At 37.3% G+C, this 21918-nt stretch carries 23 protein-coding genes; 8 read left to right on the top strand and 15 right to left on the bottom strand.

The window, feature by feature from the left end; all coding sequences use genetic code 11:
- Window positions 1-216: T9SS type B sorting domain-containing protein (locus GGR22_RS13010; RefSeq protein WP_182494003.1), on the top strand; the 216-nt coding region annotated here is incomplete at its 5' end.
- A 143-nt stretch (window positions 217-359) separates the two neighbouring features.
- Here GGR22_RS13010 and GGR22_RS13005 read toward each other — a convergent pair.
- Complete coding sequence (locus GGR22_RS13005; protein WP_182494002.1) at window positions 360-1550, bottom strand: pyridoxal phosphate-dependent aminotransferase; 1191 nt, start codon at window positions 1548-1550, stop codon at window positions 360-362.
- Between the two features lie 129 nt (window positions 1551-1679).
- On the opposite strand from GGR22_RS13005, the gene GGR22_RS13000 reads away from it, so the two are divergent.
- Window positions 1680-2996 (top strand): PDZ domain-containing protein, encoded by a 1317-nt coding sequence (locus GGR22_RS13000; protein ID WP_170148817.1) that lies wholly within the window; start codon window positions 1680-1682, stop codon window positions 2994-2996.
- Between the two features lie 30 nt (window positions 2997-3026).
- Here the strand turns inward: GGR22_RS13000 and GGR22_RS12995 are convergent, their stop codons facing one another.
- A complete protein-coding gene (locus GGR22_RS12995) occupies window positions 3027-3455 on the bottom strand; it encodes a DUF1573 domain-containing protein (RefSeq protein WP_182494001.1) in 429 nt (142 codons plus the stop codon).
- Window positions 3456-3708: 253 nt separating this feature from the next.
- Here GGR22_RS12995 and GGR22_RS12990 point away from each other — a divergent pair, with 253 nt between their 5' ends.
- Window positions 3709-6342 (top strand): valine--tRNA ligase, encoded by a 2634-nt coding sequence (locus GGR22_RS12990; RefSeq protein ID WP_182494000.1) that lies wholly within the window; start codon window positions 3709-3711, stop codon window positions 6340-6342.
- 63 nt (window positions 6343-6405) lie between these two features.
- Here the strand turns inward: GGR22_RS12990 and GGR22_RS12985 are convergent, their stop codons facing one another.
- The 7 genes from GGR22_RS12985 to rsfS all read right to left on the bottom strand — a co-directional run bounded on the left by GGR22_RS12985 (window position 6406) and on the right by rsfS (window position 11953).
- Window positions 6406-7191, bottom strand: a complete 786-nt coding sequence (locus GGR22_RS12985; RefSeq protein ID WP_121377475.1) for a superoxide dismutase — start codon at window positions 7189-7191, stop codon at window positions 6406-6408.
- Window positions 7192-7194: 3 nt separating this feature from the next.
- Window positions 7195-7461, bottom strand: coding sequence for an acyl-CoA-binding protein (locus tag GGR22_RS12980; protein ID WP_121377474.1), 267 nt, complete (start codon window positions 7459-7461; stop codon window positions 7195-7197).
- On the bottom strand, window positions 7461-8120 hold the full coding sequence (locus GGR22_RS12975; RefSeq protein ID WP_121377473.1) for a phosphatidylserine decarboxylase family protein: 660 nt from the start codon (window positions 8118-8120) through the stop codon (window positions 7461-7463). The genes GGR22_RS12980 and GGR22_RS12975 overlap by 1 nt, the downstream gene beginning before the upstream one ends.
- The gene (locus tag GGR22_RS12970) at window positions 8113-8916 is read right to left on the bottom strand and encodes a phosphatidate cytidylyltransferase (RefSeq protein ID WP_182493999.1); all 804 of its coding nucleotides are present in this window, start codon (window positions 8914-8916) and stop codon (window positions 8113-8115) included. Before GGR22_RS12970 ends, GGR22_RS12975 begins: the two co-directional genes overlap by 8 nt.
- A gap of 1 nt (window position 8917) precedes the next feature.
- Window positions 8918-9517, bottom strand: a complete 600-nt coding sequence (locus GGR22_RS12965) for a lactate utilization protein B/C (protein WP_121377471.1) — start codon at window positions 9515-9517, stop codon at window positions 8918-8920.
- A 111-nt stretch (window positions 9518-9628) separates the two neighbouring features.
- Window positions 9629-11569, bottom strand: coding sequence for an ATP-dependent zinc metalloprotease FtsH (gene ftsH / locus GGR22_RS12960; protein ID WP_182493998.1), 1941 nt, complete (start codon window positions 11567-11569; stop codon window positions 9629-9631).
- A 12-nt stretch (window positions 11570-11581) separates the two neighbouring features.
- Window positions 11582-11953 (bottom strand): ribosome silencing factor, encoded by a 372-nt coding sequence (rsfS, locus tag GGR22_RS12955; RefSeq protein WP_121377469.1) that lies wholly within the window; start codon window positions 11951-11953, stop codon window positions 11582-11584.
- Between the two features lie 92 nt (window positions 11954-12045).
- Between rsfS and GGR22_RS12950 the strand changes: the two genes are divergently transcribed.
- Window positions 12046-12777, top strand: a complete 732-nt coding sequence (locus tag GGR22_RS12950) for a biotin--[acetyl-CoA-carboxylase] ligase (RefSeq protein WP_182493997.1) — start codon at window positions 12046-12048, stop codon at window positions 12775-12777.
- Window positions 12778-12832: 55 nt separating this feature from the next.
- Here the strand turns inward: GGR22_RS12950 and GGR22_RS12945 are convergent, their stop codons facing one another.
- Together GGR22_RS12945 and pyrE are read right to left on the bottom strand one after the other, a co-directional pair.
- Window positions 12833-13225 (bottom strand): SRPBCC family protein, encoded by a 393-nt coding sequence (locus GGR22_RS12945; RefSeq protein ID WP_182493996.1) that lies wholly within the window; start codon window positions 13223-13225, stop codon window positions 12833-12835.
- Window positions 13226-13242: 17 nt separating this feature from the next.
- Window positions 13243-13908: an orotate phosphoribosyltransferase gene (gene pyrE / locus GGR22_RS12940; protein ID WP_121377466.1), complete on the bottom strand. Its 666-nt coding sequence runs from the start codon at window positions 13906-13908 to the stop codon at window positions 13243-13245.
- A 7-nt stretch (window positions 13909-13915) separates the two neighbouring features.
- On the opposite strand from pyrE, the gene GGR22_RS12935 reads away from it, so the two are divergent.
- Complete coding sequence (locus tag GGR22_RS12935) at window positions 13916-14518, top strand: NUDIX hydrolase (protein ID WP_121377465.1); 603 nt, start codon at window positions 13916-13918, stop codon at window positions 14516-14518.
- 11 nt (window positions 14519-14529) lie between these two features.
- Here the strand turns inward: GGR22_RS12935 and GGR22_RS12930 are convergent, their stop codons facing one another.
- Window positions 14530-16260 (bottom strand): M14 family metallopeptidase, encoded by a 1731-nt coding sequence (locus GGR22_RS12930; RefSeq protein WP_182493995.1) that lies wholly within the window; start codon window positions 16258-16260, stop codon window positions 14530-14532.
- Window positions 16261-16368: 108 nt separating this feature from the next.
- Here GGR22_RS12930 and GGR22_RS12925 point away from each other — a divergent pair, with 108 nt between their 5' ends.
- A complete protein-coding gene (locus tag GGR22_RS12925; RefSeq protein ID WP_182493994.1) occupies window positions 16369-17712 on the top strand; it encodes a DEAD/DEAH box helicase in 1344 nt (447 codons plus the stop codon).
- A gap of 111 nt (window positions 17713-17823) precedes the next feature.
- On the opposite strand, the gene GGR22_RS12920 is transcribed toward GGR22_RS12925, so the two are convergent.
- From GGR22_RS12920 to GGR22_RS12910, 3 genes are all read right to left on the bottom strand, one after another.
- Window positions 17824-18390 (bottom strand): PhnA domain-containing protein, encoded by a 567-nt coding sequence (locus tag GGR22_RS12920; protein WP_182493993.1) that lies wholly within the window; start codon window positions 18388-18390, stop codon window positions 17824-17826.
- A gap of 68 nt (window positions 18391-18458) precedes the next feature.
- A complete protein-coding gene (gene coaD, locus GGR22_RS12915; RefSeq protein ID WP_121377461.1) occupies window positions 18459-18917 on the bottom strand; it encodes a pantetheine-phosphate adenylyltransferase in 459 nt (152 codons plus the stop codon).
- On the bottom strand, window positions 18905-19891 hold the full coding sequence (locus GGR22_RS12910) for a D-alanine--D-alanine ligase (RefSeq protein WP_182493992.1): 987 nt from the start codon (window positions 19889-19891) through the stop codon (window positions 18905-18907). Before GGR22_RS12910 ends, coaD begins: the two co-directional genes overlap by 13 nt.
- A 173-nt stretch (window positions 19892-20064) precedes the next feature.
- Between GGR22_RS12910 and GGR22_RS12905 the strand changes: the two genes are divergently transcribed.
- Together GGR22_RS12905 and GGR22_RS12900 are read left to right on the top strand one after the other, a co-directional pair.
- Entirely contained in the window at window positions 20065-20676 is a 612-nt protein-coding gene (locus GGR22_RS12905) for a PASTA domain-containing protein (RefSeq protein WP_121377459.1), read from the top strand.
- Window positions 20673-21716 (top strand): RluA family pseudouridine synthase, encoded by a 1044-nt coding sequence (locus GGR22_RS12900; protein ID WP_182493991.1) that lies wholly within the window; start codon window positions 20673-20675, stop codon window positions 21714-21716. The genes GGR22_RS12905 and GGR22_RS12900 overlap by 4 nt, the downstream gene beginning before the upstream one ends.
- Window positions 21717-21918: the final 202 nt, after the last annotated feature.

The raw sequence follows: 21918 nt of genomic DNA, 5'->3' as shown, positions 1-21918 counted from the left end.
TGGAACATCATCGGCCTTGCGGGCCAGCCAGAGGCGTCGATCTACATCTTCGACCGCTACGGCAAGCTCGTGAAGCAGATCAGCCCTGCGGGCTCAGGATGGGACGGGACGATGAACGGGCACCCGCTTCCTTCGACCGACTACTGGTTCAAGGTCCTGTACCAGGAGAACGGGACGGGCAAGGAGTTCAGGGCGCACTTCTCACTAAAGAGATAATTTATAAATAAAAGATAAATAATAAAAAAGGCTTCCAACACTTGGAAGCCTTTTTTATTATTCTAAAGAGATACAGAAACCCTTCTTTATAAGAGATTGAATTTGTATAAGCATAAAAAAAGCTCCTCATTGAGGAGCTTTTTTTATTTGTTATATGTTTTGAGAGCGTCTTTGAGAATTTCTACAGATCGAATGAGGTCTTCTTTTTTGAGAACGTAAGCAATTCTTACTTCGTCTAAGCCTACATTAGGTGTGGAATAAAAACCGGCAGCCGGAGCAACCATGACAGTCTCTCCATTTAGGTCATATGATTCTAATAGCCATTGTGCAAAATCATCAGCATTTTTTACAGGAAGCTTTGCAATACAGTAAAAAGCACCTTTTGGAGTAGTGACTTTTACACCTTCTATTTTTTGCAGTTCTGCAATTAAAGTATCACGTCTGTCTTTGTACTCTGTAATGACATCATCAAAATAGCTTTGAGGAGTATCAAGAGCTGCTTCGCTGGCAATTTGAGCAAAGGTAGGAGGACTTAATCGGGCTTGTGCAAATTTCATAGCTGTTGCCATTACTTCTTTGTTTTTAGACACGATACAGCCAATTCTTGCGCCACACATACTATATCTTTTAGATACAGAATCAATCATTATGGCGTTCTCTTCCAAGCCTGGTACGTTCATAATAGAAAAGTGCTCTTCTCCATCATAAATGAATTCTCTATAAACTTCATCGGCAATCAAAAACAAATCATGTTTTTTTACAATTTCTGCTAATTGGAGTATTTCTTCTTTTGAATATAAATACCCAGTAGGGTTTCCAGGATTGCAGATAAGAATTGCTTTCGTTTTAGGAGTAATTAATTTCTCAAAAGCTGCAATTGGAGGCAGTGCAAATCCTTCATCAATTGTAGAGATTACAGGAACTACTTTAACACCTGAAGCTGTTGAAAATCCATTATAATTAGCATAAAAAGGTTCTGGGATAATAATCTCATCGTCTTGGTCCATTGTGCTTCCCATTGCAAAAAGCAAAGCTTCTGATCCGCCTGTAGTGATTATGATATCAGCAACATTGATTGGAAGTCCATGGGTTTGGTAGTATTGTGAAAGCTTATTTCTGTAGCTTTCAAAACCAGCGGAATGGCTATATTCTAAAACGGTAATGTTTGTGTTTTTTACAGCATTTAGGGCAACTTCTGGTGTTTTAATATCAGGTTGGCCAATGTTTAAGTGATAGACCTTATGGCCTTTCTTTTTTGCTATTTCTGAATAGGGAACCAATTTTCTGATTGGCGATTCGGGCATGTGCTGCCCTTTTGTAGAAATTTTTGGCATGACTTTTTGTTTTGTTTGCAAATTTGCGACTTTTTTTTAAGAAATTCAGAAAAAAATGCACGCAAAGCAATAGAAATGATAGTGTTAATTCTCTAAAAATTACTACATTTATTGTAAATAAAAATGAATATGAGAATAAGGATATTTGTTTTTTTGCTATTGCTATCTCCATGCACTTTTTTTGGACAAAAAGGCTTTCAATGGCATTCAAATAAAAGCAAAATCGAAATTCCTTTTCAACATGTCTATAATTTAATTATCATTCCTGTAGAAATCAATAAAGCGAAACTGAACATGCTTTTAGATACGGGAGCAGATAATTCCATAATCTTCAGTCTTCCTGAAAATGATACGCTTCGATTTTACAATTCTAAAAAAGTTAAAGTAAAAGGGCTTGGCTCCGAAGAAGTGATTGAAGGATTACTCTCAGAAAACAATAAAATTAAAATTTCTGGATTTGAAGACGATAAGTTTCCGATGCTCATAGTCTTAGATCAAGACGTGAATTTCTCTGCAAGATTAGGTATTCCGGTTAATGGAATCTTAGGATACTCATTTTTTAAGGAATACCCAATTGAGATCAATTACCAAAAAAAGATAATGACGATCCATAGAAACAGAAAGTTTCTTGAGAAGAAAAAATTTAAAAAATACCACAAGTATCCTATTAGCATTATAAACAGCAGGCCTTATATTGATGTCCCAACAAAAATTGAAAAAGACACCATTAATTTAAAGCTTCTTATTGACATCGGTTTGGGTGATGGGTTGTGGCTGTTTGAAGACAAGGACATTAAAGCCGGCGCTGTTTTTTTTGAGGATATCCTGGGTCGTGGATTAAATGGTCCGATTATGGGAAAAAGGTCGAGGGTAGAAGCTGTGAAAATAGCAGATTTTACTTTAAACGAAGCCTTAGTGTCTTATCCTCATGAAAGCTTTTTTCCCAGAGTTGGCATTGTCAATGGAAGAAATGGCTCAATTGGTGGCGAAATTCTCCATCGATTTAATATTGTAATTGATTATCAAGATCAGTTTTTATACCTAAAGAAAAATTCAAGATTCCTGAAGCCATTTAATTATAATATGAGCGGCATTGTAATTCAGCACAATGGAATTGAATATGTCAAAGAGCCACTAAAACTAGAAATAAAACCAGAATTTGGCAGTAAAGTAGATAAGGTGATAGATGATAACAGATTTAAATATCAATTCACTTTGAAGCCGGTCTTTGAAGTTTCATCTGTTAGAAAAGGCTCTCCTGCTGATTTGGCTGGAATATTGCCTGGCGATAAGATTTCCAAAATTAATAAGAGAAGCATTCACGAATATACCATCCAAAAAATAAACGACTTATTGCAATCGGAAGAAGGCAAATGGATTTATATAGATATCGAAAGAAAGTCAACACCTATAGCCTTCAAATTTCAGCTCAAAAAGATATTATAAAAAATCCCGCCAATTGGCAGGATTTTTTATTTATGAACTAGGGAGCGATTTCTTTTTCTCCATCAAATTTATTTCTTCTTTGACAATTACATTGCCTTTTATTCGTAAAGGAATGATACCGCTATCTTTATTTACAGCATTAGATTGTACTGTAATAGTTTTGCTGATAGGGCCTGGATTCATATTATATTGTACTTCAATTGTACCTGTTTTTCCCGGCATGATCGGTTCTTTTGGTTTTGTTGGAACAGTACATCCGCATGATGATTTAACATCGGAAATAACTAGAGGCGAGTCTCCAATATTTTTAAATTCAAAAACTCTCAATCCTGAATCTTCACCTTTCGTAACAGTTCCGTAATCAATAGTCTCTTCTTTGAACTCGATTTTTGGTCCAGTTTGTGCCATAGCCGAAACGCCCAACATCATAACTGCAAATAAACTTAGTATTTTTTTCATCATAAAAATTTTAGTTAATCCTCGTAAAATTACTTAGTTTTAATTAAAGTGCAAATTATTAAATCTTAATTTTTTATACTGCACATACTTAATTACTTTTGTGCTTCAAGATTTACAAAATCCATACCAAGTTTGTTTTTAGGATTTGAAGCGTATGATCAAGGCTTTTAGTTGTTATAACTTAATGCAAAAATCATTCAGAGAAAGTAAGTTTTGGTAAGATATAAACATAGAAAAAACGAAGACAAAAAATATGACAATTCCAGCACAATTCGATGCCAAATCAGTAGAGCAAAAATGGTACGGCTACTGGATGGAAAATAATTATTTTCATTCAGAACCCGATCACAGAACACCTTATACAATTACAATTCCGCCACCAAACGTGACAGGTGTCTTGCACATGGGACACATGTTGAATAACACCATACAAGACGTTTTGATTCGCCGTGCGCGTTTAAAAGGATTCAACGCTTGCTGGGTTCCCGGAACAGATCATGCGTCGATTGCGACTGAAGCTAAAGTTGTAGCAAAATTAAAATCAGAAGGAATCAATAAAAATGATTTGTCCCGTGAAGAATTTTTGGAACATGCTTGGGATTGGACGCATAAATATGGCGGAGTTATCCTTGACCAATTAAAAAAACTAGGAGCTTCATGCGATTGGGAAAGAACAAAATTTACTATGGATCCAGACATGTCGGCTTCTGTAATCAAGTCTTTTGTTGATTTGTACAACAAAGGCATGATTTACCGAGGCTATAGAATGGTCAATTGGGATCCGGAAGCAAAGACGACTTTGTCTGACGAAGAAGTTATTTTTGAAGAAAGACAAGGAAAACTATACTTTCTAAAATATCAAATCGAAGGAAGCGCTGATTTCTTGACAGTAGCAACAACCCGTCCGGAAACTATTTTTGGAGATACAGCTATTTGTATCAATCCGAATGACGAACGTTTTTCGCATTTAAAAGGTAAAAGAGCCATCGTTCCAATTGCTGGAAGAGTAATTCCTATTATTGAGGATGAATATGTTGATGTTGAGTTTGGAACAGGTTGCTTAAAGGTAACGCCTGCTCATGATATGAATGACAAAACTTTAGGAGATAAACACAATCTTGAAGTAATCGATATTTTCAATGAAGACGCGACGTTAAATTCTTTCGGATTGCATTATGCCGGAAAAGACCGTTTTGTAGTTCGTGAGGAAATTGCCAAAGAGCTAGAAGAAAACGGAAGCTTGGCAAAAACCGAAACCCATCTTAACAAGGTAGGAACATCTGAAAGAACTAAGGCCGTAATCGAGCCTCGCTTGTCAGACCAATGGTTCTTGAAAATGGAGGAATTGGTAAAACCAGCCATCAAAGCCGTTCTTGAAACAGAAGAAATCAAGCTATATCCAAAGCGTTTTGATAATACGTACCGTCATTGGTTGGAAAATATCCGCGACTGGAATATCTCTCGTCAGCTTTGGTGGGGACACCGAATCCCTGCGTTTTTCTATGGCGATGGCAAAGAAGATTTCGTTGTGGCCGAAACCATTCAAGATGCAGTAGTTCTTGCTCAAAAAGCAACTGGAAAAACAGAACTAAAAGCCGAAGATTTGCGTCAAGATGTCGATGCTTTAGATACTTGGTTTTCGGCGTGGCTTTGGCCAATGGCCGTGTTCGGAGGTATTATTGAGCCTGAAAACAAAGATTTTAAATATTATTATCCAACAAATGACTTGGTTACAGGTCCGGATATCTTGTTTTTCTGGGTAGCCAGAATGATTATTGCAGGGTATGAATATACAGGAGAAAAACCATTTTCTAATGTTTATTTGACAGGCTTGGTTCGCGATAAGCAACGACGCAAAATGTCAAAGTCATTAGGGAATTCTCCTGATCCGTTAGATTTGATTGATAAGTTTAGCGCTGACGGAGTTCGCGTGGGCTTGCTTTTGAGCGCTTCTGCAGGAAACGATATTATGTTCGATGAAGAATTGTGCAGTCAAGGAAAAGCGTTTACGAATAAAATATGGAACGCTTTCCGATTGATAAAAGGCTGGGAGGTAAGCGATACGATTCCGCAACCAGAATCTTCAAAAGTAGCTATCGAATGGTTTGAAGCAAAATTGCAACAGACTTTAGCAGAAATTGAAGATCATTTTGAAAAATACAGAATTTCTGATGCCTTGATGGCCATATACAAATTGGTTTGGGACGATTTCTGCTCTTGGTTTCTTGAAATGATCAAGCCGACCTACCAAGCTCCGATTGACAAAAAAACGTTTGATAAGGCAATCGAAATGCTGGAAAGCAACTTGAAGCTGTTGCATCCGTTCATGCCTTTCTTGACCGAAGAAATTTGGCAGCATATAGCAGAAAGAACTCCAGAACAAGCCTTGATTATTTCGACTTGGCCTGAACTTAAATCATTCGATGCTAAATTGATCGCTGATTTTGATTTTGCGGCAGAAGTTATTTCGGGTGTAAGAACTATAAGGAAAGAAAAGAACATTCCATTCAAGGATACTATTGAATTGAAAGCCATCAATAATGATAATACGTCAGCTTATTTTGATGCTGTTATTATAAAATTGGGCAATATCAGTTCTTTAGAATATGTTTCTGAAGCTGTAAATGGAGCCTTGACGTTCCGTGCAAAATCAAACGAATATTTTGTGCCAATTAGTGGAGCGATCAATGTTGAAGAAGAAATTGCAAAACTTTCAGAAGAATTAAAATACAACCAAGGTTTCTTGAAATCGGTTCAGGCAAAATTGTCTAATGAGAAATTTGTCAACAATGCCCCTGAAAAGGTTCTAGAAATCGAGAGAAAGAAAGAAGCCGATGCCTTGTCAAAGATTGCTACAATCGAGCAAAGTTTGGCTAGCTTAAAATAATTTGAATACTGTACTAATAAAAAAGCCCCGAATGTTCGGGGCTTTTCTTTTTTATGATGCTACTTATTTAACAGCAGGAACTGGTGTTTTTGCAGCTTCGTATTTTTTAGCAACCGCATCCCAATTGATCAGGTTGAAAAAAGCCGTAATATAGTCTGGTCTTTTGTTTTGGTATTTTAGATAATACGCATGTTCCCAAACATCCAATCCTAAAATAGGAGTTCCAGAAATTGACATATTAGGCATTAAAGGATTGTCTTGGTTCGGCGTACTTCCAACTACAAGTTTCCCTGTTTTGTCAACTACAAGCCAAGCCCATCCTGAACCAAATTGTTTTGTTGCCGCTTCAGTCAGTTGTGTTTTGAAAGTCTCAAATGAACCGAAATCTTTATTGATTGCTTCCGCAAGAGCTCCAGTAGGTTCGCCACCTTTTTTAGGTGCCATGATTTCCCAATACAGATTGTGGTTATAGTAACCGCCCGCATTATTGCGAACTACCTTGTTTTCCAGATCTAGTTTTGAAAGTATTTCTTCGATAGTCTGTTTTTCCAATTCTGTTCCAGCGATAGCCTTGTTCAGATTGTTTACGTATCCGACATGGTGCTTTGAATAGTGAATTTCAACCGTCTTAGCGTCGATATGAGGCTCTAAAGCATCATAAGCATACGGAAGCTTCATCATTTTAAAAGCTCCTGGCTCAGCGGCTACATCGTCAGGATTGCCCATTGGCGCTTTTTCTTCTGTTGTTGGAAGTGGTACTTGAACTTCATCTAGCTTTTTTTCTTTGTTGCAAGATTGCAGTACGAATGCCAACACTAGGCTTGAAATAAATAACTGTGTTTTTTTCATAAATTATTTTTTAATAAGTGAATTAATTGTTTCAATATAAAGTCGTTTGGCCTCATCGCTGGATAGATGGCTGATCTGCATCCAAGCATTTGTTTTAAAAGCATCTCTTAAATCTACGCTTGAAATTCTTTTCGACTTGGCAGTTCCTTGTGTTGCCTGTTTGTAATAGGCGTAAATCCGCAACATGACATCTTGCGGTAGAGCTTCTGTCATGTTTGAAGCTAATTCATAAGCTTCCTCGAATTGAGTATCTAAATCCTTTTCTGACATTAAGATCTTGATGCAATTACTGTTATACCTCCGACTGCTTTTTGATTAAGCTTTACGTTAATTTCTGTTCCTAAAGGCAAGTATAAATCTACTCTTGACCCAAATTTTATAAATCCAGCATCTTCGCCTTGTACTACCTGCATTCCTTCGCTAGCATAATTTACAATTCTTCTTGCCAAAGCTCCGGCAATCTGACGGTATAAGATTTCTCCAAAAGTTGGGTTTTCAATAACAACTGTCGTTCTCTCGTTTTCTTCGCTTGCTTTTGGATGCCATGCTACAAGATATTTTCCTGGATGGTATTTGCTGAATTTTATGATTCCGCTCATTGCATAGCGTGTTACGTGCACGTTAATCGGCGACATAAAAATTGAAACCATGAGCCTTTTGTCTTTGAAATACTCGCTTTCATACACTTCTTCAATCACGACCACTTTTCCGTCTACAGGCGCAATTATCTGGCTTTCGTTAAGCTGCGTATATCTTTTAGGGTTTCTAAAGAACTGTAGTACTAATATAAGAAATAATAGCGAGATAATCTGAATCGTTTTTAGAAGCCAGAAATTTGCAATCCATGAATCGGTTAACAATACGATTGCAACGACTACTGCACAAGTAATCAGGATAATTTTGGCTCCTTCTTTATGAAATTTAAGCATAATTTAAAATTTGATAAAACAAAAAAATAAATGGTGATACAAATATAATACTATCTAGCCGATCTAGTATGCCTCCATGGCCAGGCATTATCTTTCCGCTGTCCTTGACGCCAGCAATTCTTTTGAATTTGGATTCAATCAAATCGCCTATGGTGCCAAAAATTCCCGAAATCAAAGCAAGGATAATCCATATAAATACGGGCTGTCCAATAAAATAGAGAGCAATAAAAATACTAGAAATCACGGCAAAAATTAATCCTCCCAAAAAGCCTTCAATGGTTTTTTTAGGAGAAATTTTTTCATATAACTTTCTCTTTCCGATGGATTTTCCAACAATATAAGCGAAGGTATCGTTTGTCCAGATAAGAATAAAAATTCCAATCAGGATTTTTGGATTGAAAACGGTCGATTCAAAAGGAATTTTCGTCAGGATGATAAAAGGAAGTACAATATAACCGATAAGATAGACATACTTAGATTGCTTGTCTACTTTTTGGCGTTTTTCGCTGAATAGAAATATAATAAGCTTGATGGAAACGAATAATGTCGCTCCAACCAATAGCCAGTCGTTAGTGGTATTGAATGTATTGAAATAAGAAAATAAGACATAACCTCCGACGGCGAGAACTATAGGAATAGGTTTTTTTAGATTAATCAAGTCGCAAAATTCTGCAGTACAGACCACTAAGAATAATCCAAAAAGCAGAAGAAAACTGTCAAGGGAATAAAGCGTTGCCCCAATTAATAAAAGAATATAGACTAGGCCAGATAATGATCTCGTTAGGGTTTCACGCATTTTAAAGGTCTTCTAAAAGCAGGAGGTACAGATTCTTGGCAACACTTCCGTATTGCAGGAAATCTTCGTCCTTTGCTTTTTCGAAATATTTTATTGTGGTAATATTGGTAGGGTAGTCCTTTTCGTATTTTTTCTTGATTTCACGAAGCCCATCACTTTTGCTTTCCAAAATCTGACTTGTCGTTGCAAGTATTACGATGTTGGCTGGAAGTTCGTTTGGCTTGTATTGCTTGATCTGATTGGATGAGAATAGGACAGAGCCTTCATCGGCAATAAGATTCTCGCAGCTTGCCAAAAGGAATTTAGGATTGGTAGGTTTTATATAATCAAGTTTATTTTCTTCCAAAAGGCTGAAAAGCTTAGGTTCGAAACAAAGAGCTTCTGATTCAAACCAGTCGTTTTCTTCAAGAATATGTTCGAAGTGTTCTTTTGCTTCTTCAAGATTTTCGCAATACAAGAATTTACCTCCGTTTTTTTTGAAGTTGAGCGTAAATAATTCATCCGCCGGAATAACAGTTTCAGGGTTGAATGGACTTAAGTTGCCATCTTTATCCTCGTCAGAAGATTCGCCAGCGCCAAAAAGTTTTTTAAAGAGACTCATAAATTGGTCAAATTCTTTGTTTGCAATTTCAAAACAATCAAAGATAAAAAAATCTTAATTCAAAACTGCTTTTGAATTAAGATTTTTGTAAAATTTCTTAAAAAATCAGATTTACTCTTCGAAGACTTCTTCAACTGCTTCACCAAAAGCACGTTTCCCGAAAATAGCTTCTAAGTCGTCTTTGAAAATAACTTCTTTTTCGATCAGAATATCGGCCAACTGGTTTAGTTTGTCCTTATTTTCCTCAAGAATCTTGATGGCTCTTTGGTATTGGCCTTCTATTAATTCTGAAATTTCCTTGTCGATTACTTTCGCAGTGTCTTCAGAATAAGGTTTTGAGAAGTTATATTCGCTTTGTCCAGACGAATCGTAATAGGTGATGTTCCCTAATTTATCGTTCAAGCCGTAAATGGTAACCATGGCTCTTGCTTGCTTGGTCACTTTTTCAAGATCGCTTAATGCTCCTGTCGAAATTCGGTTAAACGTTACCTTTTCTGCAGCACGTCCGCCCATAGTAGCACACATTTCATCCAGCATTTGGTCAGTTCTTACGATCTGTCTTTCTTCTGGAAGATACCATGCAGCACCTAAGCTTTGCCCTCTTGGAACAATCGTTACCTTGATAAGCGGAGCAGCATGCTCTACCATCCAGCTAACAGTCGCGTGCCCGGCTTCGTGGATGGCGATGGCTCTTTTTTCTTCTGGCGTGATGATTTTGTTTTTCTTTTCAAGACCTCCGATGATTCTATCAACAGCATCTAGGAAATCTTGCTTGTCTACTGCCTTTTTGTCTTTTCTAGCAGCAATCAAGGCCGCTTCGTTACAAACATTCGCAATATCAGCACCAGAAAATCCTGGAGTTTGTTTTGCTAAAAAGTCAGTATCTAATCCTTCTACTTTTTTCAAAGGAGCTAAATGTACTTCAAAAATTTCTTTACGTTCTCTGATGTCCGGCAAATCAACATAGATCTGTCTGTCAAAACGACCAGCTCTCATCAATGCTTTGTCTAAAACATCAGCTCTGTTAGTCGCAGCCAAAACGATTACGTTGGTATTTGTTCCAAAGCCGTCCATTTCAGTAAGCAATTGGTTTAATGTGTTTTCGCGCTCGTCGTTTGAACCTGACATATTATTTTTTCCTCTTGCACGTCCCACAGCATCAATCTCATCGATGAAAATGATAGCAGGTGATTTCTCTTTGGCTTGCTTGAACAAATCTCTTACACGAGAAGCTCCAACACCCACGAACATTTCAACGAAATCAGAACCTGATAGTGAAAAGAAAGGTACTCTGGCTTCGCCGGCTACGGCTTTTGCCAATAATGTTTTTCCTGTTCCTGGAGGTCCAACCAAAAGGGCGCCTTTTGGAATCTTTCCTCCAAGATTGGTATATTTTTCTGGGTTTTTCAAGAATTCAACGATTTCTTGAACTTCTTCTTTTGCACCTTCAAGTCCAGCCACATCTTTGAATGTAACTTTCACATCGGTTTTTTCATCAAACAGTTTTGCTTTTGATTTTCCGATATTGAAAATCTGTCCGCCGCCGCCGCCAGCTGATCCGCCAGACATTCTTCTCATGATGAAAAGCCAGATTCCAACAATGATCAAGATTGGCAGAAGGGTTATGAATATTTCGCCCCAATTGCTTTTTGGCAAGAAGTTATAGTCTTTTAATTTTCCTTCTAATTGTGCTGTTTCAAGCTTTTTTTGGAATAGCTCGTCGTTACCGATATTGTCAAGAATATAGTGAGGGCCTGGGTTTGGCTTGTCAAAAATATCTTTGGTTACATTTTTATTTACGGGGTCGGCCAATCCAGTTTTGTTCAGGAAAATTTCAGCCTCGTTTTTATTGTAGACTACGACTTTTTCAATTTGCCCTTTTTCGAGCAGCTTGTTAAAATCAGATGCGGATGCTTTGCTTGTTTCTCCCCATTTTGAGCCGCCTGAAGCCCAGTTTAAGATAAGAAAAAACAAAATCAAGCCACCATAAATCCACCATGGACTTAACCTGAATTTTTTCGGATTAGGATTTGTATTGTTATCTTTAGCCATTGCTGTCTTTCTTTAGTATTTGTTTTGGATTGTAGTGATTTTAGCATCACCCCACAAGCTTTCTATGTTGTAGTACTCGCGGATGTGTTTCTGGAAAACGTGAACTACAATGTTTACATAATCCATCAACACCCATTCGCCGTTTTCAGTACCTTCAACGTGCCAAGGCTTGTCTTTTAATTCTTTGGAAACTGTTTTTTGAACCGAGTTAACGATGGAGTTAACTTGAGTATTTGAAGTACCGTTGCAGATTACAAAATAATCACAAACGGTGTTGTCGATTGCTCTTAAATCTAAAATATCAATATCATTACCTTTTACTTCTTCAATTCCTTTGATGATGTTGGCCAACAAATCATCATTGCTTATATTTTTTTTCGCCATTTAAATTTTATATGTTTTCGCAAAGTTATCATTTTTTGTCTTTATTTTTGAACCTTAACATAAGATTAAAAAGATAACTTCAATTATTTTCTATGAACATCATCAAACTCGATGCCATTAACTCAACCAACGATTATCTTAAAGGATTATTGCAAAGACAATTTGTAGAGAACTTTACTATTGTTACTGCTGAAAATCAAACAGATGGTAAAGGGCAGATGGGGTCGAAATGGAGTGTTCAGGCTGGTAAAAACTTGACTTTTAGTGTTTTGGTTAAGGATTTGCTGTTAGAAGTCAATCATATTTTTCATCTGAATGTTGCTGTTGCAGTAAGCATAATCGAAGCCTTATCTTTTCTTGAAATTAAAGAACTCGCCATAAAATGGCCTAACGACATTTTGGCAGGAGGAAAAAAAATAGGTGGCATATTGATCGAGAACAGTTTGAAAAGTGACGGAGAGATATTTTCGATTATCGGTATTGGGATAAATGTAAACCAGCAGAACTTTGAAAATCTTCCGAAGGCTTCTTCTTTGTCTATTTTGCTAAAACGAGAGATCAATAAAGAAGCAGTGCTAATTTCGATTGTCGAATGCCTGACGCGCAATGTTTCTTTAATCCTAAATAAAAATACAGATTCGCTTTGGGAAAAATACCATTCCTGCCTTTATAAAAAAGGAATTCCGATGCCTTTTGAAAACTTGAAAGGAAATAAGTTCATGGGCATTATCAGCGGCGTTGACCAATCAGGAAAGCTGCAATTGGTTGTGGAAGACGATTCTGTTGAATCGTATGAAATAAAAGAAATCAAGATGCTGTATTAAAAAAGCCTTCCAGTTTGATTGCTGAAAGGCTCTAATGTATATTTTAATATTTTAGCTATAGCTTGTGCATATTTCCTGCCAAAGTCTCTATAAACTTGCTTATCGGACCTTTTACCATCATGGCCATCATGGCATTGAATTCACCTTCAAAATGAAGCTGTACATCGCTTGAATCGTCTGATGTCGGAGTAATATTTCCAGTCAGAGTAAAAGGAAGCTTATCGCTTGCAGCACCTAAAATTACTTTTGTAGGAGCTGTTTTGTCTTTCATTTTTAATTTGATTTCTGGCATTCCTTTTAATCCAAAAATAAAAGCATCTTCGCCCGTAACCTCAAATTTGGCAATATTGTCGGGCATCAATTTTTCGAAATTCTTTACGTCTGTCAGCTGGTCAAATAAATATTGAGCCGACTTTTGTACGCTTACTTTTGGACTTTCTAAATTCATTTTTTAAGGATTAGCGGTTATTTTACTGAAGTACTGTCACTTTCTACATTCCAAGTCGAAGGGCTTTTGCTCCAAACTTTTAATGTTTCCTGTTCTTCTTCCGTGATGTATCTTTTAGCAACTGCTAATTCTAGCAGGTTTTCGTAATTGCTTAAGGTAAGCAAGTCTATATTAGCTTTCTTGAAGTTTTCTGTAGCCACATCAAAACCATAGGTAAAGATAGCAACCATTCCTTTTACGTTTGCTCCAGCTTCTTTCAATGCTTCGACAGCCATAAGACTGCTGTTTCCAGTGCTGATTAAATCTTCAACCACGACAACATTTTGTCCTTTTTGCAAGAAACCTTCTATTTGGTTTTGTCTTCCATGTTTTTTAGGTTCCGGACGTACATATACGAATGGAAGTCCCATATATTCAGCGACAAGCATGCCGATTCCGATTGCTCCAGTTGCAACTCCTGCAATTACGTCAGGCTTTCCGAACTGCTTTTCTAGATTTTTAGAAAACTCTTCACGGATGTAATTTCTGATTGGTGGAAATGAGAGTGTTATCCTATTATCGCAGTAAATAGGAGATTTCCATCCAGAAGCCCATGTAAAAGGATTTTTTGGATTCAATTTAATTGCATTTATTTGTAAAAGCAATTCGGCTGTTTTTTGAGCGGTGTCTTTATTAAAAATCATACTACAAATGTATAAAGTTTTTGTCAACGATAAACCACTTTTTTTAACTAATCAGATAGTTAAAGAAACCGATTTTCAATTTTTTCTTTTAGAAAGCGTTGATATCCATCAGGTTATTGTGAAAATGTTCCAAAATAAAATTCAGAAGGCTTATTTATATCATCCTGATGAAAAGGAGATTATGAAAAAGCTGAAAGAAAAAATTCCCGTGAACAAAGCAGGCGGCGGATTGGTCTATAACAAAAAAGGCGAAGTGCTTTTTATTTTTAGAAATGGAAAATGGGACTTGCCGAAAGGAGGCATCGAAAAAGGAGAGGAGATCGAAGACACGGCCATTAGAGAAGTAGAAGAAGAAACTGGCGTATCGGGATTGTCAATCACAAAAAAACTGCAAAAAACCTATCATGTTTTTATCCGAAATGGAAGATACAAACTGAAAATTACGCATTGGTTTGAAATGAAAACCGATTTTGAAGGAACGCCAATGCCACAGGAAGACGAAGGAATCGAAAAGGTAGCTTGGCTCAATCCAGAGCAAGTTCAAGAAGCATTGAAAAACTCTTACGAAAATATCAAGCTTTTGTTTGAAACAGAAAAGCTCCTGAAATAGGAGCTTTTTTATTATTTCATAATACTGAAAACAGGATATTCCATGTGTGACTTTTCGTAATAATCAGAATGCCTGTAAATCCAATCCAATTGTGCTTCTCCTGAATCGGCAAATTTTGGATCTTCAGCCTTTTTCTTTTCGAACTCTGATTTCAATTTTGGATTTTTTTCCAATAACTGCTTCGCTAAATCTTCAAAAACATAAGCCGAAAAATATTCTTTTTGCTGTAAGATAGAATCGAAGAAATTCCAAACAAAATAAGAGTCATTAGCTTGCGGTTCCAACGTTTCCAGCAGATATTTCACGCCTGGCTGTTGTGTTTTTATTAGAAAATCTCCTTTTTTGAAAAGTACTTTTTTCTTCGTGCTTATCACATTTACAGAATTATGCGGATAATGTCCTTCATAAGCAGAACTGCTTGTCTTGAAATCCTTGATACGATAGCTTTCTACTTCCAATTCCGTGTCTTTTTCCAACGGTGTCATTTGGATATTGTTGATTTTTAAAAGCTCTATGACGTTCCACCATGATTTCGGAACGATGTACGCTTCAGGAATCAAGACTTCCAACGACGGCTTGTAATCTCTATAATAAGGAATTGTTTTACTGAAAGGCTTGGTTTCGTCATAAAATAATCGTGGTTTTCCAGAAATATCGCTCGGTTTGTAACCGCCTTCATAGCCTAAAAACGGAATGCTAGAAACTTTGTCCGCATCTAATTCCCATAACAAAACATATTTCTGACCTGGACGATAATTTTGCAGGTTTTCTTTTCGCAAGTCCTTAATCTTTCTATAGTTTTTATCGGCATATTCGATTGATGAAATCATGTATTCGTAGGTTACCTTTACCCTAGAAGCATACTCTTTCAGCATGTGCGTTTCGGGCATAGAGCCTATTGTGTTGAACATAGAAGCAAAGCCAGTGGAGTATCTCGGATAATCCATAAAAGCCTCAAAACCATTGTCCGGCTTTTCGTCATGTATGTTGACATAAGGTACTGATTCTATTTTTTTCTTTTTCAAATCAGAAAGCAAAGAAGGAAGCATTTCAGACTCCCAAAACTTCCCGAGATTACCGCCAATTTTTTGAGGATGGGTTGCGATATAAGTAAAAGTATATTGATAATCGGCGCCGTTGCTTACATGGTTGTCAATAAAAATATCAGGATTTACTTTATGGAAAATCTGCGCAAAGCTTCTGGCATTTCTAGTGTCTGATTTCAAGAAATCTCGGTTTAAGTCATAATTCCTAGCATTTCCTCTGAATCCATAGCTTTCCGGCCCGTTTTGGTTCGCTCTTGAAAACGAATTTCGATTCAAGGCACCGCCGATATTATAAATTGGGATATTCACAATCACAACGTTCTTCGGGACTTTAGTTTTCCCCAAAGCCAAATCCCTAAAAAGCATCATCGTAGCGTCAATGCCGTCGGGCTCTCCAGGATGTATCCCGTTATTGATCAACAAGACAGCTTTTTCTTTCTGAATCTTTTCAAAATCAAAATCTTTGGCAGGATTAAATGTTACGATATGCAGCGGTTCTCCAGAATCGGTAAGTCCCATTTCTTGCATCGAAACCGTCTCGAAGCTTTTATCCAGAAGCTGGAAATACGCAATTGTTTCTTCATAAGTTGCGGTCTGGTTTCCGTTTCCTTTTTCATAAGGAGTCAGGAAGTCTGTTTTGTTTTGAGCATTTGCCATAATAGAAAGTAAGAAAATTGGAAGCAGGGATTTTATCATATTGATTTGAAAAACATCAAAATTACAAATTATGAATTACGAATTGCGAAAAATCAGCTCATCGTAATTCGTAATTTATAATTCACAATTAAAAATTACCTTTGCCGCATGAATAACAATCACCATTCCACCAACCTTCTTCTGAATTTAGGCATAGAAAGCCTTAACGAGATGCAGGTAGCGGCCCAAGAAGCCATTGTCGAAAATAATAATACTTTATTGCTATCGCCGACAGGTTCTGGAAAGACCTTGGCCTTTTTATTGCCCGTTTTTGAAATCTTGCAACCGGAAATTCTTTCGGTACAATGCCTGATTATTGTACCGTCGAGAGAATTGGGTCTGCAGATTGAGCAGGTTTGGAAAAAAATGGGCACTGGTTACAAAGCTAATGTTTGCTATGGCGGACATTCTATTGATACTGAAATTAAAAATTTAAGCAATCCTCCAGCAGTTCTAATAGGCACTCCCGGAAGAATTGCGGACCATATCGATAGAGAAACTTTCAGGACGGACAAAATCCAGACATTAGTTTTAGATGAATTCGACAAGTCGTTGCAATTGGGCTTTCATGAAGAAATGTCCTTTATCATCAACCGTCTTCCAAAACTGAACAAACGAGTTTTGGTTTCGGCTACATCCGATATTGAAATTCCAAAATATACAAGAGTTATAAATCCAGCTGTTTTAGATTTTATTCCTAGAAATGAGGAGAAGACCAATCTTTCTATGAAGATGGTGGTTTCTAAAGAAAAGGACAAGATCAACAGTCTTTTTCAGTTGATTTGTTCTTTGAAGTCCGAGTCGGCCTTGATTTTTTGTAATCATAGAGATGCTGCTGAGAGAATCAGTGATACCTTAAACGAAAAAGGGATTTATGCGACTTATTATCATGGCGGAATGGACCAAGAGGAAAGAGAACGCGCTCTTATTCAATTCCGAAATGGAAGTGTAAGTTATCTCGTTACAACCGATTTAGCGGCTAGGGGATTGGATATTCCAGAAATGAAACACGTAATTCATTATCATCTGCCTTCGAAAGAAGATGAATTTACGCATCGAAATGGCCGTACTGCTAGAATGTTAGCTTCAGGAACGGCATATATTATCGTTCATGAAAGCGAAAAAAAGCTAGACTATATTGATTATGATATGGAAGTTTTGAATGTAGAAAACTCGAATTCATTGCCAAAACCTCCAGAATTCCAGACGATTTATATCTCTGGCGGAAAGAAAAATAAACTGAATAAAATTGATATCGTCGGATTCTTTTCTCAAAAAGGGAAATTAGAAAAAGGCGATTTGGGATTGATAGAAGTAAAAGACTTTATTTCTTTTGCGGCCGTAAAATCTAAAAAAGTGAAGGATTTCTTGAAAAATATCAAGGATGAAAAGATGAAAGGCAAGAAATTTAAGATTGAAGTGGCGAGGAAGGTTGTGAAGAAAGAAGAGTAGTTTGGATTTCAGATTTCAGATTTCAGATTTCAGATTTCAGATTTCAGATTTCAGATTTCAGATTAAGAATGTTAAGTATCTCGTCTGAAATCTGAAATCTACGATCTAAAATTATATTTTCTTCACATATTGTGTAATGATAACAATCAGCTGGCCATCTACTTTTCCTTCGATGTATTCTGCGTTTTCATGATCCAATCGAATATTTCGGACTGCAGTTCCTTGTTTGGCAACCATGCTAGAACCTTTTACTTTCAGATCTTTGATCAGGACTACAGAATCTCCGGTCTGTAGAATTACTCCGTTACTGTCGCGGTGGACTAGCTTATTTTCGTCATCTTCGCCTTCTCCTGTAGCTTTAGCCCAAGCTAAATCATCTTCTTCGAGATACATTTGGTCCAACAATTCTTGATTGCCCATACGGCTCAACATTCTCCAAGATACCACTTGAACAGGGAGATGTTCGCTCCACATGCTCTCGTTAAGGCATCTCCATAAATTCGGATCCATTTTTTCGGGATTTTCAATCTGGTCGATACAGGTTGCGCTGGCTAAAATGCTTTCGTCCAGACCCCCTTTTCGGGTTGGAAGCACTTGATATACCTTCAGGTTTTCAGTAGCTCCTGAAAGCTCGCACTTTCCGCCACTGCGTTTTATTAGTTCTCTTTCTATACTCATTTTAAAGGATGTTATTTTTGGCGAAAGTACTGTTTAATAGTATGTCTTACAAATTTGGTAGTCCGTAACTATTTTGTCCTGACCGAATCGGGAACTAATAACTCATATTCCCCTCCGTTTCGGATAACATCACGAACAATGCTGGAGCTGATGTAAGAAGTATTCGCAGCTGTCAGCAAGAAAACAGTCTCGATTTTAGAAAGCTTGCGATTGGTGTGCGCAATTGCTTTTTCAAATTCAAAATCGGCCGGATTTCTCAGGCCTCTCAGAATAAATTTTGCTTTTACTTTTTTGCAGAAGTCAATTGTCAAGCCTTCGTACGAAACCACAGAAACCGTCGGGTCGTTCTCAAAACATTCTTCGATAAAGCGCTTTCTTTCATCCAAAGAGAACATATATTTTTTCTCGGCATTAACGCCGATGGCAACGATTATCTTGTCAAAAAGGGGAATGCTTCTTTTGATGATGTCATAATGCCCCAACGTTATCGGGTCAAATGATCCTGGGAATACGGCTATTTTTTCCATAATAATTTTCGTTTTAATGCCAATTCGATTTCATTATCCAATAAATCCGAAAAAGCAATTTTGGCATATTCTGCTTGTTGCGGGAAAATGCTTTGTCCTGACAACCCTGGATTGGTATTGATTTCGATAAAGTGCGGCACGTCATCCATTACGATAAAATCGGTTCTTGAAAAACCAGACATTCCTAGGGCTTCATATACCTTTGCGGCTGTTTCACGTACTTTTTGCTCTACTTCTGCAGACAATCTTGCCGGCGTAATTTCTTCTGATTTTCCTAAATATTTAGCTTCGTAGTCAAAAAAGTCATTGTGAGAGACGATTTCGGTCAGGCCTAAAACCTTTGTTTCTCCTTTGTAATTTAGTACTCCGACAGAAACTTCGGTTCCTTTTAAATAGGATTCAATCAAAATATCGCTGTCTTCTGCAAAAGCAAAATCTAATGCCTTGTCGAAATCAGACAGGTCATTTACTTTTGAAACGCCCAAGCTGCTTCCGGATTGATTCGGTTTTACGAAAAAAGGCAAGCCTAATTCGGCTTTGATTTCTTCAGCCGTGATTTTGTCGCCTTTAGAAAGATATATGGATTTTGCCTTTGGGATATTGAATTTTGAAAGTACAGACAAAGTATCTCTTTTGTTAAACGTCAGAGCCGATTGGTAAAAGTTACACCCGGAATACGAAATTTCTATTAGTTCCCAATACGCCTGCATATGCCCGTCTTCGCCAGGTGTTCCGTGGATGGTATTGACGATAACATCAAATGTTGTTTTTGTCCCGTTTTTGGTGAAGGTAAAGTCGGATTTGTCGATCGGAAATTTCTCTCCATCGATAATTACGTCCCAGCCATCCAATAAAATATGGACTTCAAACGTTTTATATTTGTTTTTGTCGAGATTGTTTAGGATTAGCTGACCACTTCGAAGCGATATCACTGATTCGTCAGAATATCCGCCCATTACAACGGCTATGTTCATAGTAAGATTGCAGATTTTAGATTACAGATTTCAGACTTGTTTGTTGTTAGAAGTTTAGTCTGAAAATTGAAAACTGCTAACTAAAACGGCCGAAACCTCTCACAAAAATATCACTAATTATTGAAACTAAAAACCTTTAGTATTTTTATATCTTTGCACGAAATACATTTTATATGACTTTAGGAAAATATCTTACAAGCAAATCTTTTTTTAAACAACTTTTACTGGCTTTGGGAATTGTCGTCGTACTTGTTTTTATACTATTGCAATGGCTCAGTTATACTACAGATCACGGCAATGAAATAACAGTTCCGGATTTGAAAAAGCTTACGGAACAGCAAGTAGAAGAGAAACTTGACGAGCTTAATTTAGAATATGTTTTGCTGGATACGGTAGACTTCAATAAAGATTTTCCAAAATATACTGTTGTGCAGCAAGATCCGCTGCCGGGAGCAAAGGTAAAAGACGGCAGGAAGATTTACATCAAAGTAAATTCAGCCGATTTCGGGTTGGTTACTGTTCCTGATTTGATTGAAAAAACATTACGCCAGGCAGAACCATCGCTTTTGGCTTTAGGACTTGAGATTGGCAAAAAAACATACAAGCCTTATTTAGGCAAGGATATGGTTTTGGAAATGCATTCAAACGGTAAGAAGATAAAACCGGGTGATAAGGTAAAAAAAGCATCCAAAATCGATTTAGTTCTTGGCGATGGAAAAGTAGGATTTGAAGAGTCTGAAGCAGATACGATTAAAAACAATACAGATACAGAACCGGCAGAATGATAGAGAATCCGATTGCAGACGAAACGCTAGATGACGAATTATTTGAACATTTTAGATTTGAAGCCTCAAAAGGGCAGTCGCCTTTGCGCGTAGACAAATTCTTGATGAATCTGGTCGAAAACGCTACCCGAAACAAGATACAGCAAGCAGCAACAGCAGGGAATATTTATGTAAATGATGTTCCTGTAAAATCCAATTATAAAGTAAAGGCCCTAGATGTCGTGCGAGTTTTGCTTTCGCATCCGCCTTTTGAAAACCTTATTCTCCCAGAAAACATTCCGTTGGATATTGTTTATGAGGACGATGCGCTTTTGGTTATCAACAAGCCGGCTGGTTTGGTCGTTCATCCGGGACACGGAAATTATACGGGAACGTTGGTAAATGCTTTGGCCTTCCACTTCGAAAACTTGCCTTTAAACAGCAGTGAGCGTCCGGGATTGGTTCACCGAATTGACAAGGACACTTCAGGATTGCTTGTCGTTGCCAAAACAGAGCAGGCGATGGCTTTCTTGGCCAAGCAGTTTGAAGAAAAAACATCCGAAAGAGAATATGTCGCTTTAGTTTGGGGCAATGTAGCGGAAGATGAAGGTACGGTTACGGGAGATATTGCCAGACATGCCAAAGATAGGATGCAGATGGCTGTCGTTCCTGATGGCGAAGGAAAATATGCCGTGACCCATTATAAAGTCTTGGAACGTTTTGGCTATGTGACTTTGGTGTCTTGCAAATTAGAAACAGGGAGGACACATCAGATCCGCGTGCATATGAAGCATATCGGACACACGCTTTTCAATGACGAACGCTATGGTGGTAACTTGATATTAAAAGGTACTACCTTCACAAAATACAAACAGTTTATTGACAACTGTTTCAAAGTGTTGCCAAGGCAGGCGCTGCATGCGAAAACGCTAGGCTTTTTACATCCGACAACAAAAGAGTTTATGAGCTTTAATACCGAACTTCCAGAGGATATGAAGGAGTGTATCGCGAAATGGAGGGTGTATTCTAATTCGCATACTGTTGAAGAAGAAGAAAATTAAGAGTTTAAAAGAAACTACAATAACAAAGGCAACGTTTTCGGCGTTGCCTTTTGTTTTTATAAGATGATTCAGTATTGCGATGTAAATAAAATAAAAACGGTATACTTTTATCTTTCTATACAGATATGCACGCTAGCAGTAGCAAGAAATTAGCGTAAAAACCAAAACTTACGACAGAATCTGACTGATATAGTATAACATG

It is taken from the genome of Flavobacterium gossypii (assembly GCF_014138495.1).
GTDB lineage: Bacteria > Bacteroidota > Bacteroidia > Flavobacteriales > Flavobacteriaceae > Flavobacterium > Flavobacterium endophyticum.
This window is presented reverse-complemented; position numbering and strand designations above follow the sequence as displayed.